The sequence below is a fragment of the Aquabacterium fontiphilum genome (assembly GCF_009909205.1).
GTDB classification, from domain to species: Bacteria; Pseudomonadota; Gammaproteobacteria; order Burkholderiales; family Burkholderiaceae_C; genus Aquabacterium; species Aquabacterium fontiphilum.
Genome location: NZ_JAAAPN010000002.1, coordinates 339779 through 354281 on the forward strand (window position 1 = coordinate 339779; position 14503 = coordinate 354281).

Here is a 14503-nt window from a genome sequence, read left to right on the forward strand (position 1 = left end):
GCCGCTGATCAGCCGCGCGGGGCGGCGCCTTCCTTGACCACGGCAAACCGGGCCAGTGTTTCGGTTCGGGCCTCGTCGTGCTGCACGATGGGTTGCGGATAGTCCCGCCCGATCACCACGTCGTCACAGGCGGCCAAGTCGGCTGGCCGAGCGAGCCAGGGGGCGTGCAGCGCCTTGTCGGGCAACCCGGCCAGTTCCGGCACATAGCGACGGATGAACTTGCCTTGCGGATCGAAGCGCTCGCTCTGGCTCACAGGGTTGAAGATGCGGAAGTAGGGCTGCGCGTCGCAGCCGGTGGAGGCCGCCCACTGCCAGCCGCCATTGTTGGCGGCCAGGTCGTAGTCCAGCAACTTTTCGGCGAAGTAGGCCTCGCCCTTTCGCCAGTCGATGCCCAGATCCTTGGTCAGGAAGCTGGCTGTGACCATGCGCAGCCGGTTGTGCATGTAGCCGGTCTGGTTGAGTTGCCGCATGGCCGCGTCCACCAGCGGGTAGCCGGTCCGACCCTCGCACCAGGCCTGGAAATGCGCGTTGGCGCGCGCGCCATGGGCCCATTTGATGCGGTCGTACTCGGGCTTGAAGGCGTGTTCGACCACGCGCGGGTGGTGGAACAGGATTTGGTGATAGAAATCGCGCCAGATCAGCTCCGACAGCCAGCCCTCGGCACCCTCGGTGTCCTTTGATGCCTGCGACCTGGCCTGCATGCGCTCCCAGGCCAGCCCTGCCAGTTCGCGGATGGAGACGGTGCCAAAACGCAGGTGGGTAGACAGGTAGCTGGGCCCCTTGACGCCTGGGAAGTCGCGCGTCTCGCGGTAGCGGTCCAGACGGGGCAGGAAATCGGCCAGCAGGCTGGCGGCACCCGACATGCCGGTGGGCAGCACCAGGTCGTCCACCGGCTCGAAGCCGATCTCGGTCAGCGTGGGCACCGCCTGGCCAGCCGGGCGCCGCAGCGCCTCTGGCACCGGTGCCAGGTGACGCGCGTGCGCCTCGACGCCGTATGGTTTCAGGTAGAAGGGCTCCAGCTTCTTGAGCCAGGCGCGCTTGTAGGGGGTAAAGACGCTGTAGGGCGTGTCGTTGCCTGTCAAGACCTCATCACGCTCGAAGACCACGTGGTCCTTGAAGGTGTACAGCATGATGCCGTCGTCGCTCAGGCGCCCCCGCACCTGGGCGTCACGCGCCAGCGCCACCGGATCGTCGTCATGGTTGGCGTAGACGTTCTGCACCCCCAGTTCGCGAGCCAGGCGGGGAATCTCGGCGCGGGCCTTGCCGTGGCGCACGATCAGCCCGACATGCTCAGGGTGTGGCACGCCCGTGGTCAGCGCAAGCTGCCGCAAGCCCTGGTCCAGCTCGACCAGGCTTTCGCGGATGAAGGCCACGCGTCGGTCGCGGCGGGGCAGGGCGTCCAGGATCGCGGTGTCGAACACGAATGCGCACCACACCCTGCGGGCGCCTTTCAGGGCGTGAAAGAGCGCAGCGTGGTCGGTGTGGCGAAGGTCTCGCCGGAACCACACCAGCGCGGACAACATCGGCTCGCTCATGGTGATGCGTTGATTTAAGGGCGCAAGGGGGCAGGGCGTCTAAAATCCGGGTCATGTCTGCCGGCACCGCCTCATCCCCCATCGATCTGACCAATCAGTTTCTCATTGCCATGCCCAGCATGCGCGATGATCATTTTGCCGGCACGGTGGTCTACCTGTGCGAGCACAACGAGCGCGGTGCGCTGGGCTTGGTCATCAATCGTCCCACCGACATCGGGCTGGCCCACCTGTTCGACAAGGTTGACCTCAAACTGGCGCGAGCTGACTTGAGCGAGGCGCCGGTGTTCTACGGCGGGCCTGTGCAGACCGAACGCGGCTTCGTGCTGCACGAGCGACTGGACGAAGAGGGCGGTCACTACGCCTCGACGCTGAAAATCGACGGCGGCCTGGAGATGACCACTTCGCGGGACGTGCTCGAGGCCATGGCCAGCGGGGCAGGCCCGCGCAAGGTGTTCGTGGCGCTGGGTTACTCCGGCTGGGGCGCAGGCCAGCTCGAAGACGAGATCAGCCGCAACGGCTGGCTGACGGTGCCGGCCCAGACTGACCTCATCTTCGACACCCCTGTCGACGAGCGCTACGACCGCGCGCTGTCGCTGCTGGGCGTCGACCGCCATTTCCTGATGGGCGAGGCAGGCCACGCATGAGCGCGTCTCCGGCCGCGCGGGCACAGACCTTTCTGGCGTTCGATTTCGGTTTGAAGCGTGTGGGGGTGGCCACCGGCAACACCCTGCTGGGTCAGGCCCGACCGCTGCGCACGATTGCGGCCGAGGGCGACGCCCGGTTTGCCGCCATCGGCAAGCTCATCGAAGAATGGGCGCCTGACGCCCTGGTCGTGGGCGTGCCCTTCCATCCCGACGGCGCCGAGCATGAGAACACGGTGCGTGCGCGCCGTTTCGGGCGGCAACTGCACGGGCGGTTTCGTCTGCCTGTCATCGAAGTCGACGAACGTTACTCGACCACGGAAGCACAATCGGCCCAGGCGCGCGATCTGGATGCCGCCTCGGCGGCCATCATCCTGCAGCAGCACCTCGATGCGCTGGCATCGGCGGCCGTGATTCCTGACGAACCAAGCGAGGCCTGAGTGAACACCCCCCATACCCTGCGGCTGGACGCCGAAGCCCTGTACGACAACCTGCTGCAAGGCGTGCGCCGCCTCGTCGAGCCCGGCACCGTGCTGGTGGGCGTGTGGTCGGGCGGGGCCTGGCTGGCCGAGCGGCTGAGCCGCGACCTGGGCCTGAACGCGCCACATGGCGTCATCTCGTCGGCCCTGCACCGCGATGATTTCGGTTCGCGTGGCATGACGGCCACCAAGGCCGCGAGCACGCACCTGCCCTTCGAGGTCGATGGCCAGCGCATCCTGCTGATCGACGATGTGCTCTACACCGGGCGCACCACGCGGGCCGTGATCAACGAGCTGTTCGATTTCGGCCGGCCTGCCAGCGTGACACTGGCCGTGCTGGTGGATCGCGGTGGCCGCGAGCTGCCCATCGAGCCCGCCTTTTCTGCTGCCCGCATCACCCTGCCGGCCAACGAGCGTGTGTCGCTCGACCGCGCCGAGGACGGCCGCTTCCAGTTTCATTTCGAGAGGGTCTGATGTCCACCCCCGCCCCCTTCCGCAAACCGCAGCGCAACCCGCAGCTCAACAGCCACGGCGAGCTGATCCACCTGCTGTCCACCGAGGGCCTGCCCAAGGCCATCATCCACCAGATCCTGGACACGGCCGAAACCTTTCTGAGCGTCAACGACCGCGAGGTCAAGAAGGTGCCGCTGCTGCGCGGCAAGAGCGTGTTCAACCTGTTCTTCGAGAACAGCACCCGCACGCGCACCACCTTCGAGATCGCGGCCAAGCGCCTGTCGGCCGATGTCATCAACCTGGACATCGCGCGGTCATCGGCGGCCAAGGGCGAAAGCCTGCTGGATACCATCGCCAACCTGTCGGCCATGAGCGCCGACATGTTCGTGGTGCGTCATTCCGAGTCGGGTGCCCCTTACCTGATTGCCCAGCATGTGGCGCCGCATGTGCACGTGGTCAACGCCGGTGATGGGCGGCACGCACACCCGACGCAGGCGCTGCTGGACATGTACACCATCCGGCACTACAAGAAGGACTTCACCAACCTGACCGTGGCCATCGTCGGTGACATCGTGCATTCGCGCGTGGCGCGGTCCAACATCCACGCGCTGACCACGTTGGGCGTACCCGAGGTGCGCGTGGTGGGTCCACGCACGCTGGTGCCCGGTGACCTGCGCGAGATGGGTGTGCGGGTGTGCCACAGCATGGAAGAGGGCATCAAGGATGCCGACGTCGTGATCATGCTGCGCCTGCAAAACGAGCGCATGAGCGGCGGCATGCTGCCCAGCTCCGGCGAGTTCTTCAAGGAGTTCGGCCTGACGGATGCCAAGCTGGCGCTGGCTCGGCCGGATGCCATCGTCATGCATCCGGGCCCCATCAACCGCGGGGTGGAGATCGCCTCGTCGGTGGCCGATGGCAAGCAGAGCGTCATCCTGCCGCAGGTCACGTTCGGCATCGCCGTGCGCATGGCCGTGATGTCCATTCTGGCTGGTAACGAAGCATGAGCAGCAAGATCCTCATTCGCAACGGTCGCCTGGTCGACCCCGCTTCCGGCCTGGATCAGGTCGGTGACCTGGCCATCGCCGGTGGCCGCATCAGTGCGATTGGCAGCGTGAGCGCCGATTTCGCTCCCGACCGGGTGATCGATGCCACCGGTCTTGTCGTGGCGCCCGGCCTGGTCGATCTGGCGGCCCGCCTGCGTGAGCCCGGCTACGAGCACGAAGGCATGCTCGAGTCGGAGCTGGCGGCGGCGGCAGCCGGCGGCGTCACCAGCGTGGTGTGCCTCCCTGATACCGACCCGACGCTCGACGAGCCTGGCCTGGTCGAGATGCTCAAGCTGCGTGCGCGCAAGCTCAGCCGTTGCCGCTTGTTCCCGTTGGGCGCGCTCACGCGCGGCCTCAAGGGCGAGGCGCTGACCGAGATGGCCGAGCTCACCGAGGCGGGCTGCGTGGGCTTTTCTCAGGCCGAGGTGGCGGTGCGCGACACCCAGGTCCTGCAGCGCGCACTGCAGTACGCCGGCACCTTTGGCTACAGCGTGTGGCTGCGCCCGCAAGACCCCTGGCTGGGCAAAGGCGTGGCGGCCAGCGGCCCCGTGGCCACCCGGCTGGGGCTCGCGGGCGTGCCCGTGGCCGCCGAGACCGTGGCGCTGCACACCATGATCGAGCTGGTGCGCGCCACGGGCGCGCGGGTGCACCTGTGCCGCATCTCGAGTGCGGCGGGCGTTGAACTGGTGCGCCAGGCCAAGGCGCAGGGCTTGCCCATCACGGCCGATGTCAGCATCAATTCGCTCATGCTCACCGATGTGGACATTGGCTACTTCAACCCCGCCATGCGCCTGAACCCGCCGCTGCGCCAGGGGCGCGACCGCGATGCGCTGCAGGCCGGCCTGGCCGACGGCACGCTGGACGCGCTGGTGTCCGACCACACCCCGGTGGATGCCGATGAGAAGACGTTACCGTTCGGCGAAGCCACGCCGGGCGGGACCGGGCTGGAGCTGCTGCTCAGTCTGGCGCTGAAGTGGTCGGGCGCCGACGCGCAAGACCAACCTGATGCCGAGCGCCTTCGCCAGGCGCTGGCCGTGGTCACGCAGGGGCCGGTCAAGGTGCTGGGCGAGGCGCTGGGCTCCTTGTCATCCAGCGCGGGCCGGCTTGTCTCTGGCGGCGTGGCCGATCTGGTGTTGTTCGACCCGGCCGCACGCTGGCGCGTCGAGCCGGATCAGCTCATCAGCCAGGGCAAGCACACGCCGTTTGCCTTCCAGACCACCGGGTTCGAGCTGGCGGGTCGCGTGCGTGCCACGCTGGTGGCCGGGCAGGTGGCCTACGAGCAAGAGGGCGGCCTCGGCGCATGAGCGCAACGGCGCCCGGCTCCCAGCGCAGCGCGTCCGCGAGCAGCAGGGCGCCGCGCTCACGCTGGCCCCTGCCGCTGGCCGTTCCCGTTGCGACCTGGCGCCTGCTGAGGGTGTGGATCCATGTGCTGGGCGCGCTGGCGCGCACCTACACTGTCTGGCGGGCGCTGGATCGCCCTCGGCTGGAGGCGGTCACCCGTGTCTGGTCGGGGCAGTTGCTGGCGATCCTTGGGCTGCGTCTGGTGGTTCACGGCACGCCCCGTCCCGGCGCCAAGTTGATCGTGTCCAACCATGTGTCCTGGCTCGACATCGTGGCCATCAACGCGGTGGCGCCTTCCCGGTTCGTGTCCAAGGCCGAGGTGGCCCGCTGGCCGCTGGTGGGGCGCCTGGTGACCTATGCCCGCACGCTGTACCTGGTGCGCGAGCGCCGACGCGATGCCATGCGCGTCCTGGGCCTCATGGCGCAGGCCATGAAGGACGGGGACACCGTGGCCGTGTTTCCCGAGGGCACCACAGGCCCAGGCGACCACGTCATGCATCTGCATCCCAATCTGTTGCAGGCCGCCATTGACGCCCACGTGCCGGTCCAGCCCGTGGTGATTCGCTACGAAGACCCCTTCCACCGCTTCAGTCCGGAGCCCGCCTACGTGGGCGACACCAATCTGCTGCAGTCGCTGTGGTGGGTGGTCAGCGCGCGCGACGTCACGGTGCACGTGGGCTTTCTTGCCCCGCAAGCCGTCGCCCATGCGGACCGCCGCGCCCTGGCCGCCCGCCTTCATGAAGGCATGTCCGCATATCTGGAGCAGACTCCATGAGGGTCTGACGTTCTGGCGCTGTGCGTGAAGAATTGCACGTGGTGCAACAGCCTTTTCGGACAAAAGGTGTCAAGTAGTAACACTACTCTGACGACAACCGCTCAGCCTTTCGGCAAAGTGGTTGCGCACCCGGACTGACGCGCGTCGCGCATTCAGGCGCGGCGTCGGACGAGGTGGCGCACCGTCAACCCTGTTGAGGAGTCACTCCATGTCCGATAAATCCCTCCGGCGCCTTCCCCTGGCGGCCGCGGCCCTGCTTGTGTGCGTGAGCGCGCAGGCTGACTACACGTCTCCCGATGGCAAGTTCCACATGTCTGGCTTTGGCACGGTGGGCTACAGCCGCTCGTCGACAGATGACGTGCTGTTTAACTACAAGGGTCAGGGCGGCGGGTCCAAGAAGTCCGGCAGCTTCCATCCGGACTCCAAGATCGCCGTGCAGGGCACGTACAGCATCACTGACAAGGTGTCTGGCACGGCGCAGATCATGACCAAGTACAACGCCGAAGGCGACTATGTGCCGACCTTCGAGTGGGCTTTTGCCAAGTGGCAGGCGCTTCCCTCATTGGCTTTGCGAGGCGGCAAGATGGGCGCGCCCTTCTTCATGATCTCGGATTTCCGCGACGTGGGTTATGCCAACACCACCGTGCGCCCCCCTCTGGACGTCTATGCCCAGGTGCCTGTCAGCAACTTCGAGGGGGTCGATGCCACTCACCAGTTGTCCTTGGGCGCCATGACGCTGACCTCCAGTCTTTGGCTGGGTGAAGCGCGTGCCGATTACACCAACTCTTTGAGCAGCGCACCCGCCACCATCAAGATCAAGAATCTGACGGGCCTCAATCTGCTGGCAGAGTTTGACAACGGCATCTCATTGCGGTTTGGCCACGCGCAAGGCAAGTTGAGCATCGGATCGCCGTCGTCTGATCAGATCAAGGCGGGTCTGGCACCTGCGCTGGCGGGCCTGGCTGGTCCAGCAGTGCAAGCGCACGCCCAGGCTTTGGCCGCGGCCATCACCCAAGATGACGATGACGCGTCATTCTCCGGTGTCGGTATCTCCTACGACCAAAATGACTGGGTGCTGTCTGCCGAGTACACCAAGCGTCGCATCGATGGCGGTTACGTCGCAGAGACCACAGGCTGGTATGCCACGGTGGGACATCGGTTCGGTGCCTGGCTGCCCTACGTCGGGTATGGCAAGGTGAAGGTGGATGACCCGAACGCAGTGATGCCCAGTGGCCCGCTGCCGGCCAACAACCCCGCGGTCGTGGGTGTTCAGGCCACGCTCAACACCCAAAAGGTGAGTCAGAAAACTGCCACGGTCGGGGTCCGCTGGGATGCCAAGCCCGGACTGGCAGTCAAGGCCCAGTTCGACCGCGTCAGCAAGCCGGCGAACTCGTACGGTATGTTCCTGACCGCTGACCCTGTGGGAGACATTGCCGGCGGTAGCCAGTTCCTCAACGCCAAGAAGAACATCAACGTCGTGACCCTCTCGGTCGATTTCGTGTTCTGAACCGAAGGGAGTCCACATCATGAAACTCACACACACCCTTCATGCCCTGGCCGCTGTCGGCCTGCTGACCCTGGCCCAGGCTGCCAGCGCGCAGATCGCTGTGATCGTCAATCCCAAGAGCCAGATGGCTTCCATGACACAGGAGCAGGTCGCGGCCATTTTCCTGGGCAAGAGCAACCGCCTGCCTTCCGGTGCCACCGCTGTGCCAGCGGATCTGCCTGAGTCCAGCGCCGTGCGGGAGCAGTTCTACAGCAAGGCAGCAGGCAAGAGCTCGGCTCAGGTGAAAGCCACCTGGGCGCGGCTGACGTTCTCCGGCAAGGCAACGCCACCTCGCGAGATGTCCACGGCCGCCGATGTCAAGAAGCATGTGGCCAGCAATGTGGACGCGATCGGCTACATTGAGCAGTCGGCCGTGGATAACACGGTCAAGGTGGTGCTGGTCGTCGACTGAGAAAGGCCCGCATCAGCGAACAGGGGTGCCGATGTCCTGAGCATTGGCACCCCTTTTGCCATGGCGCAAGCTACAGTCATCTACGACACCTACAATCCCGCATCCTCTTACTGGTTCTCTCGCATGTCTGATTTTCTGTTGTCCGGGCCCGTCCACGACGCCCTGGTGAACTGGGCGATACAAGGCCTGGCCGACGCCAGCTGGTGGCAAATTGTTGCCTTCACCTTGCTGGTGACGCACATCACGATCGCATCTGTCACCATCTTCCTGCATCGTGCTCAGGCTCATCGCTCGCTCGAGCTGCATGCCGCTCCGTCACATTTCTTCCGCTTCTGGCTGTGGTTGACGACGAGCACGGTGACCAAGCAATGGGTGGCGGTCCACCGCAAGCACCACGCCAAGTGCGAAACCGACGAAGATCCGCACAGCCCGGTGGCCCATGGCATCCGCAAGGTGCTGCTGGAAGGGCGTGAGCTTTATCGCGAAGAGGCGCTCAAGGAAGACACGCTCAAAAAGTACGGCCACAACACGCCCGACGACTGGCTTGAGCGACACCTCTATACCCCGCGCAACAACTGGGGCCCGATCCTGATGCTGCTGATTGATGTGGCGCTGTTCGGCGCCATCGGCATCACCGTCTGGGCGGTGCAGATGTTGTGGATTCCCATTTTTGCTGCCGGTGTCATCAATGGCCTGGGGCATTTCTGGGGCTACCGCAACTTCGAAGCGCCGGACGCGTCCACCAACGTGTCGCCGTGGGGCATCCTGATTGGCGGCGAAGAGCTGCACAACAACCACCACACCTATCCCACATCGGCCAAGCTCTCGGTCAAGCCCTATGAGTTCGACATCGGCTGGGGCTACATCCGTCTGATGGAAATGGCGGGGCTGGCGAAGGTGCGCAAGACGCCGCCTCGCCTGCAGTTGGGCGACATCAAGCCTGTGGCCGACGCCAAGACGCTCGAGGCCATCGTGGCCAACCGGTATGAGCTGATGGCTGGTTACGCCCGCGAGGTGCGGCTGGCCTGCACGGCAGAGGTGCAGCGTTTGAAGGCATCGGGTGAGACTTCTGCCGCACGTCAGCTGGAACGCGTACGAAAGTGGCTGCACCGCGACGTGGCCCAAATGCCGGAAGGCATGCCCCAAGCGGTGGACCAGGCGCTCGCCGAGCACCCCAAGCTGGCCAAGTTGATCGCCATGCGTGAAGAGTTGCGGGCGCTGTGGACGCGTACCAATGTGTCCGCTGAGCAGCTCGTGCTGGACCTTCAGGCATGGTGTCACCGTGCCGAATCCAGCGGCATCGCCGCCCTGCAGGAGTTCTCCCACAAGTTGCGAGCCGCACACGCCACCTGATCCGCGCCTTCGCTCTACTCCAAGGGCCGCTGACGTCGTCGACGCAGCGGCTTTTTTCATGGCGTCGTCTCGTTCCCGGGCTCGCACCGCAATCACGTGTCGTGCTGCAGCGTGAACGATGTCGCGCGTTTGTCCGTTTTGGGCCGGGCAGACGCCGCTTTTCCGTTTCAGTTTTGCGTGCCTGTCCCGTAATCTGGGATGGACTTCGACAAGGCAGAACAAGATGGACGAAGCAGTGATGCGCCAGACCGGACTGCAGCAGCGGGGTGCGTCGACACAGAGCGGCGCAGGGGCCTCTCCGAACCCGATGCGCAAGATCATCATCATGGTCGGCGTGGCCATTCTGGTGTTCCTCGGCGTAACCACGCTGAGCGTTCAGAACTCGTTTCGCAGCAGCGACCAGCTGACCGGCGTGAAGGAAGTCTATTTCCCGGTGCTGCAGAAGATCGAGGCCAACATCGTGCGCCTCGACAAGATGGAAGAGCTGTTCATGCGCTCCGTCATGATTGGCGAGACCGATCCGCTTGACGAGGCGCAGGACTTCTATCAGCAGGCAGACGCAGCCTTTGTCGAGATCGAGACCATCTATCCGGCCCGTAAGGCAGACTTGGAGGCCTTGCGCAAGGAGTTCCGGGCCTACAACGAGCTGGCGCTGTCGACTGCCAAAGCCTTTCTGGACAAGGCCGACATCGACATGCCCACGCAGACGCGCCGCATGAACGATGCGCTGAACGCGTTGCGCGAGTCCATCAAGCGCTTCCGCGAATCCAGCTACGACAACTTCGTCAGCACGCTGGCCGACTCGCAGGCCACGGTCAAGCTCAATCTGTACATGGGCATGGCGCTGGGCGTGATGAACCTGTGTTTCATGGGGGTGCTGGTCTTCTTCATTCGCAACAACGTGCGCATGATGGCGGTCATCGCGGAGCAGAACGCGACCCTGGAGCGGCGCGTCGCCGAGCGCACATCGCAGCTGCGTCAGAAGACGAACGACATCCAGGCCATGTTGCAGAACATGCCGCAGGGCGTGATGACGGTGATGCCGGGTGGGGTCATCCATCCAGAGTACTCAGCCTATATGGAGGCGATCTTTGGCACCCGCGAGATTGCGGGACGCCAGGTGATGGATCTTGTGTTCGCCAACTCCAGTGTGGGCTCCAATGACCTGTCACAGGTGGATGCGGCGATCGGTTCGTGCATCGGCGAAGACGTGATGAACTACGAGTTCAACGCCCACCTGCTGGTCACCGAGTTTGACAAGACCCTGCCTGACGGCAGCGTCAAGAGCCTGGAGCTGAGCTGGTCGCCGATCGCCGACGACAACGATGTGGTCGAAAAGCTGATGCTGTGCGTGCGCGACGTCACCGAGCTCAAGCGGCTGGCGAGCGAAGCAGGTGCCCAAAAGCGCGAGCTGGAAATCATCGGGCAGATTCTGGCGGTCAGCCAGGAGAAGTTCCAGGAGTTCATCGACAGCGCCCACCGCTTCATCGCCGAGAACGAAACACTGGTCCGCGAGGCCACCGGCAAGGATGCGGACACCATCGGCCTGCTGTTCCGCAACATGCACACCATCAAGGGCAACGCACGCACCTACGGCCTGCTGCACATGACCAATATCGTGCACGAGACCGAGCAGGAGTACGACGCCCTGCGCAAGGACGACGACAAGCCGTGGGACGCGGACCACCTGCTGGCCCAGCTGGCTGCAGTCAAAGCACTGGTCGACGAGTACCAGAAGGTCAATGAGGTCAAGCTGGGCCGCAAGGGCCCGGGCCGCCGTGGCAGCGTGGAGCGCTTCCTCATGGTCGAGAAGGACCAGGTGGCCCGCGCGCTGGCCTTGATCGAGTCGGCCCACCAGGCAGAAAGCCGTGACGTGCAGTCCGTGCTGAAAGAGGTCGGGCAGACCCTGCAGCTCATCGGCACCGACAGCATGTCTCACGTGCTGGCAGGCATTGTCGAGTCCTTGCCTTCGCTGGCACGGGAGCTGGGCAAGGAACCGCCCAAGGTCACCATCGACGACCATGGCATCGCCGTGCGCAACCAGGTCACCGGTCTGCTGAAGAACGTCTTCACCCACCTGTTGCGCAATGCCATGGACCACGGCCTGGAAACGGCGGAGGCACGGCTGGCCGCCGGTAAGGATCCAGCCGGACACATCCACCTGACACTGGCGCTGGACGGCGACACGCTGACGATGCAATTGGGCGACGACGGTCGCGGGCTGGCTGTGGGCAAGATCCGCGAGAAGGCCATGGCCCGAGGTCTGGTCAGCGAGGGCGCGCTGCCCGATCCGGAAACCGCGGCCAACCTGATCTTCGCCTCCGGTTTCTCCACCGCTGAACAGGTGACCGAGGTATCGGGGCGCGGTGTGGGGATGGATGCCGTCAAAGGCTTCCTGCAGAAGGAGGGCGGCGACGTGGCCATTCGCTTCACCGGCGGGCGCGCTGAGGACGAGTGGCGCCCGTTCGAGCTGTTGATCACGCTGCCTGCCCGTTTCGCCGTGAAGACCGGTGTGGCCTGAGGGCTCATCCCACTTCACCTTCCTGTCGCGCAGCCGATAACGGGACAGACTGATTGGAATTCAGGACAAGGCAAAGGTTCAAGATGTGGCTAGACCTCGGATTGTTCTTGATCGGCGGCCTCGCTGGCTGCCTGATCACTGGCTGGTGGATGCGACGCATGCTGCGCGCACGCGGTGAACTGGTGCCGGCTGCCGTCGCCGCAGAACGTGAGCGGGAGCTGCTGGTGCGCATCAGCGAGCTCGAAGGCGAGCTGCGTGAGCACCAACAGACGCTGGAGTCCCGCCACGCCACGTCTCAGGCCGAACTCGCCCAACTGCGTGACAACCTGGAGCAGCAGCTTCAGCATGTGCAAAGCGGCGCAGCAGGTACGCGCGAGCAGGCCTTGGTAGCCTGCAACCAGCTCGCTGAGTCCATCACCAAGCTGCTGGGTCTGATCAAGACCTTCGAGCGCTGGCATGCGGACATGAGTGTGCTACTGACCCACAACCGCGAGATGCACGAGCGCAATGACGAGTTTGCCGCCATCGTCCGCCAGGTCGTCATCGTCGCGCTGAATGCGTCGATCGAAGCGGCGCGAGCCGGGGAGATGGGCAAAGGTTTTGCGGTGGTGGCCAATGAGGTGCGCGCGTTGGCCAATCGGGCTGAGGCCTTGTCGAATGACTACCGCAATAACCTCCATAAGAACGACCTGATCACCACCACGACCTTCCAGGACCTGCAGGCTGGCGGCAAGATGATCATTGGTGCCGTCACAGAGCTGCAGGTCATCAACAACCGGACGCGCAGCGCGCTCGTGACCGAGCTTGCGTGACACCCCATGATCAGTCAGCAAGCCAAGGACGCGTTCGAGTTCTTTGTGTGCAATGCGCTCAAGGGCGCGTTGGTGTCGGCACCGGACGACCGCTGCGAGGTGACGGTCATAGACGACCCCGGCGAGATCAAAGAGCAGAAGTTCGTGCTGTTGACGGTCTCGTCTTACCTCTTCCGCGCGATGACGCTGGTGCACTTTACGTTGGATGCGCCCACGCGCTTGCACTTGGCTGCCATCAACCGCGCTGAGGTGGGCAGCATGAGCCAGGATGACTTCTTGGACGTCATCGGCGAGGTGGGCAACATCTTCTGCGGCGCGCTCAACCGGGACCTGGCGCACCACTTTCCCTACCTGGGCATGTCCACACCCAATGTGCTGGACCGCCACTGCATCGACTACCTCGACGAGCTGGATGCGAGCTACATCCGGCATTTCCGTGTCGTCGTCAATGACGCGCTCACGCTGCATGCCAGCCTGTGCGTCTGCGATTTCGCCGACATCGATTTCCATGTCGACACCACCGCGGTCGAAGAGAGCAACGGCGAGCTGGAGTTGTTCTGAGCGTAGCTCGCATCTTCCATTCATCACGAGAGGAATCACCCATGGTCGAAGCCGCGCAACTGGTCAGCAAGGTCCTGGTACTGGACGATGACCCTGCCGCGACTCAGCGCATCAAGGCCTTCTGCGACGACAACAACCTGGTGGGCGTGAAGACGCAGTCAGCCAGCGTGATGTCGGTGCTGCGCTCCAACGTGGACCTGGGTGCGATCTTTCTGTCAGAGACCTATCGCAACGACGGTGAAGACGCGCTCGCGTTCGCGCGGGAGATCCACACCATTCGTCCTGAGTTGCCGGTGTTTCTGCGTCGCGAAGCCTTTTCGCGTCTGGATGATCTTTCCGAGCGCGACCAGACCTTGTTTTCCAAGGCCTACACGCTCAATGACATCGAGGCGCTGGTCCCGGTGCTGTCGGAAACCATCTTCAGTCTGGTTTACCCCAATGGGCTGGTGCGCGGCATTACCGAAATCACCAAGGCGGCACTCGAAAGCCAGTTCAAGGGCGTGGAGGTGCACACCGAGGCGCCCTACATCGTCCGCGATCGGATCATCTTTGGTGAGCTGTTCACGCTGATCCCGCTGGAGAGCAACTGGTGCCGCGGCTACATGATGCTGCAGACAGAAGAAAAGCCCCTCATCGGATTCGTCGAGCGCGACAAGACCCACATCGTTACCGATGCGGTCAACTTTCGCGACATCAATCACGTGCTGGGCGAGGTCACCAACCTGGTGTGGGGGTCGTTCAAGAACCGCTACATCGCTTTCGAGCCACTCGAAGGCCGGCAATCGCAGGTGCCCATCATCGTCAATCACCTGCACCGCTACATCTCATTTGGATCCGAGGACCCGCAGCTGTGCTTCAAGTACATGCTGACCGACACCGACGGTGGTGGTCCTTCGCTCGTGATCTATCAGCGCTTTGTTTTCAACCTCAGCTGGGCTCCGGAGAAATTCAAGGAGAACGAGGCCGTGGCAGAGGATCTGTTTGACTCGGGTGAGCTGGAGCTCTTCTGAACTGTTACTGCATGAGAGGTG

The 14503-nt window shown here is 64.1% G+C and carries 14 protein-coding genes; 13 read left to right on the plus strand and 1 reads right to left on the minus strand.

Features of this window, described 5'->3' with window-relative positions; translation table 11 throughout:
* Positions 1-8: 8 nt before the first annotated feature.
* Positions 9-1535, minus strand: coding sequence for a cryptochrome/photolyase family protein (locus GTZ97_RS03580; protein ID WP_161649131.1), 1527 nt, complete (start codon positions 1533-1535; stop codon positions 9-11).
* Positions 1536-1588: 53 nt separating this feature from the next.
* On the opposite strand from GTZ97_RS03580, the gene GTZ97_RS03585 reads away from it, so the two are divergent.
* The 13 genes from GTZ97_RS03585 to GTZ97_RS03645 all read left to right on the plus strand — a co-directional run bounded on the left by GTZ97_RS03585 (position 1589) and on the right by GTZ97_RS03645 (position 14482).
* Positions 1589-2179 carry a YqgE/AlgH family protein gene (locus GTZ97_RS03585; RefSeq protein ID WP_161649132.1) on the plus strand — a complete coding sequence of 197 codons (591 nt, stop codon included), beginning with the start codon at positions 1589-1591 and terminating at the stop codon, positions 2177-2179.
* Positions 2176-2616 carry a Holliday junction resolvase RuvX gene (ruvX, locus tag GTZ97_RS03590; RefSeq protein ID WP_161649133.1) on the plus strand — a complete coding sequence of 147 codons (441 nt, stop codon included), beginning with the start codon at positions 2176-2178 and terminating at the stop codon, positions 2614-2616. Before GTZ97_RS03585 ends, ruvX begins: the two co-directional genes overlap by 4 nt.
* Positions 2617-3129, plus strand: coding sequence for a bifunctional pyr operon transcriptional regulator/uracil phosphoribosyltransferase PyrR (pyrR, locus tag GTZ97_RS03595; RefSeq protein ID WP_161649134.1), 513 nt, complete (start codon positions 2617-2619; stop codon positions 3127-3129). It begins immediately after the preceding gene.
* Positions 3129-4112, plus strand: a complete 984-nt coding sequence (locus GTZ97_RS03600; protein ID WP_161649135.1) for an aspartate carbamoyltransferase catalytic subunit — start codon at positions 3129-3131, stop codon at positions 4110-4112. Before pyrR ends, GTZ97_RS03600 begins: the two co-directional genes overlap by 1 nt.
* Positions 4109-5455, plus strand: a complete 1347-nt coding sequence (locus GTZ97_RS03605; protein ID WP_161649136.1) for a dihydroorotase — start codon at positions 4109-4111, stop codon at positions 5453-5455. The genes GTZ97_RS03600 and GTZ97_RS03605 overlap by 4 nt, the downstream gene beginning before the upstream one ends.
* Positions 5452-6267 (plus strand): lysophospholipid acyltransferase family protein, encoded by an 816-nt coding sequence (locus GTZ97_RS03610; protein WP_161649137.1) that lies wholly within the window; start codon positions 5452-5454, stop codon positions 6265-6267. Before GTZ97_RS03605 ends, GTZ97_RS03610 begins: the two co-directional genes overlap by 4 nt.
* Before the next feature lie 208 nt (positions 6268-6475).
* Positions 6476-7774: a hypothetical protein gene (locus tag GTZ97_RS03615; RefSeq protein ID WP_161649138.1), complete on the plus strand. Its 1299-nt coding sequence runs from the start codon at positions 6476-6478 to the stop codon at positions 7772-7774.
* A gap of 19 nt (positions 7775-7793) precedes the next feature.
* Entirely contained in the window at positions 7794-8225 is a 432-nt protein-coding gene (locus tag GTZ97_RS03620; RefSeq protein ID WP_161649139.1) for a type 2 periplasmic-binding domain-containing protein, read from the plus strand.
* 123 nt (positions 8226-8348) lie between these two features.
* Positions 8349-9578 (plus strand): DesA family fatty acid desaturase, encoded by a 1230-nt coding sequence (locus tag GTZ97_RS03625; RefSeq protein WP_161649140.1) that lies wholly within the window; start codon positions 8349-8351, stop codon positions 9576-9578.
* Between the two features lie 223 nt (positions 9579-9801).
* On the plus strand, positions 9802-12099 hold the full coding sequence (locus GTZ97_RS03630) for an ATP-binding protein (protein ID WP_161649141.1): 2298 nt from the start codon (positions 9802-9804) through the stop codon (positions 12097-12099).
* Positions 12100-12257: 158 nt separating this feature from the next.
* A complete protein-coding gene (locus tag GTZ97_RS16860) occupies positions 12258-12911 on the plus strand; it encodes a methyl-accepting chemotaxis protein (protein ID WP_269089908.1) in 654 nt (217 codons plus the stop codon).
* A 6-nt stretch (positions 12912-12917) separates the two neighbouring features.
* On the plus strand, positions 12918-13472 hold the full coding sequence (locus GTZ97_RS03640; RefSeq protein WP_161649143.1) for a hypothetical protein: 555 nt from the start codon (positions 12918-12920) through the stop codon (positions 13470-13472).
* Positions 13473-13513: 41 nt separating this feature from the next.
* Entirely contained in the window at positions 13514-14482 is a 969-nt protein-coding gene (locus GTZ97_RS03645) for a chemotaxis protein CheX (protein ID WP_161649144.1), read from the plus strand.
* The last annotated feature ends 21 nt before the right edge of the window (positions 14483-14503 follow it).

Bases quoted from the DNA above. Each gene is read 5' to 3' on its own strand.
- GTZ97_RS03625 (WP_161649140.1), top strand. From the start codon at position 8,349: ATGTCTGATTTTCTGTTGTCCGGGCCCGTCCACGACGCCCTGGTGAAC.
- GTZ97_RS03620 (WP_161649139.1), top strand. From the start codon at position 7,794: ATGAAACTCACACACACCCTTCATGCCCTGGCCGCTGTCGGCCTGCTG.
- GTZ97_RS03630 (WP_161649141.1), top strand. From the start codon at position 9,802: ATGGACGAAGCAGTGATGCGCCAGACCGGACTGCAGCAGCGGGGTGCG.
- GTZ97_RS03585 (WP_161649132.1), top strand. From the start codon at position 1,589: ATGTCTGCCGGCACCGCCTCATCCCCCATCGATCTGACCAATCAGTTT.
- GTZ97_RS03610 (WP_161649137.1), top strand. From the start codon at position 5,452: ATGAGCGCAACGGCGCCCGGCTCCCAGCGCAGCGCGTCCGCGAGCAGC.
- GTZ97_RS03645 (WP_161649144.1), top strand. From the start codon at position 13,514: ATGGTCGAAGCCGCGCAACTGGTCAGCAAGGTCCTGGTACTGGACGAT.
- ruvX (WP_161649133.1), top strand. From the start codon at position 2,176: ATGAGCGCGTCTCCGGCCGCGCGGGCACAGACCTTTCTGGCGTTCGAT.
- GTZ97_RS03580 (WP_161649131.1), bottom strand. From the start codon at position 1,535: ATGAGCGAGCCGATGTTGTCCGCGCTGGTGTGGTTCCGGCGAGACCTT.
- GTZ97_RS16860 (WP_269089908.1), top strand. From the start codon at position 12,258: ATGCTGCGCGCACGCGGTGAACTGGTGCCGGCTGCCGTCGCCGCAGAA.
- GTZ97_RS03600 (WP_161649135.1), top strand. From the start codon at position 3,129: ATGTCCACCCCCGCCCCCTTCCGCAAACCGCAGCGCAACCCGCAGCTC.
- GTZ97_RS03615 (WP_161649138.1), top strand. From the start codon at position 6,476: ATGTCCGATAAATCCCTCCGGCGCCTTCCCCTGGCGGCCGCGGCCCTG.
- GTZ97_RS03640 (WP_161649143.1), top strand. From the start codon at position 12,918: ATGATCAGTCAGCAAGCCAAGGACGCGTTCGAGTTCTTTGTGTGCAAT.
- GTZ97_RS03605 (WP_161649136.1), top strand. From the start codon at position 4,109: ATGAGCAGCAAGATCCTCATTCGCAACGGTCGCCTGGTCGACCCCGCT.